General features: G+C 65.3%; 2 protein-coding genes. Both read left to right on the top strand.

Annotation, left to right across the window (positions count from 1 at the left end):
- The first annotated feature begins 7 nt into the window (after positions 1-7).
- Positions 8-154, top strand: a complete 147-nt coding sequence (locus ACXJ3V_RS20360; RefSeq protein WP_457102174.1) for a helix-turn-helix domain-containing protein — start codon at positions 8-10, stop codon at positions 152-154.
- A gap of 182 nt (positions 155-336) precedes the next feature.
- The coding region (locus tag ACXJ3V_RS20355; RefSeq protein WP_457102173.1) for a hypothetical protein at positions 337-626 on the top strand (290 nt) is incomplete at its 3' end.

Raw genomic sequence — 626 nt, 5'->3', positions numbered from 1 at the left:
GCTGTCGATGCCCAGGCGCACGCTGCATCGGAAGCTGTCGGCACAGGGGACGAGCGTCAGGAAGCTGCTCGAGGACGTGCGTTACGAGGTCGCCCGGCAGCTTTTGGTCGACACCGAAATGTCGAACGCCGAAGTGGCATCGGCGCTCGACTAAGCCGATGCCAGTGCCTTCAATCGCGCATTCCGACGCTGGACCGATGTGACTCCTGCGGCCTGGCGTGCGCAGGCCCGGTCGCTCGCTGTTCCCGGCTCTGCCGGTAGGCAGTTCTAGCGGCCTCGGGCTCCCCTCGAAGCGCACGGACGCCTGGTCCGGAGACGCTCGGCGAGACCACCGAATTGACGGCAAAGACCGGCGACGCGGACGCGTGCTCCACAGAATCAGGCCATCGTCATCCGGCAACGCCGGGTTGCCGATCGAAAGAGGAAAGCCGGGCAGCGCCCGGCGTCACAAAGACTTTTTCACGAGACAACCCTGTGGTCAATTCCGCTTCCCTTCGCCTTGCCACCCGCTACCGCCGCACCTGCGTGTCCAGCGCCGCATTGGCCCTTCTCGCCATTGCCGCGCCTGTTCACGCCATGGARATCGACACCGGCAATCCCGAYGTSGTSCTGCGCTGGGACAACAC

The organism is Microbacterium sp. P5_E9, assembly GCF_054049175.1.
The sequence above is the reverse complement of the archived record's forward strand: the minus strand, read 5'-3'. Positions and strand labels throughout refer to the sequence as shown.

Excerpts from the sequence above, each read along its gene's own strand:
- ACXJ3V_RS20360 (WP_457102174.1), top strand. The coding sequence starts at position 8 with ATGCCCAGGCGCACGCTGCATCGGAAGCTGTCGGCACAGGGGACGAGC.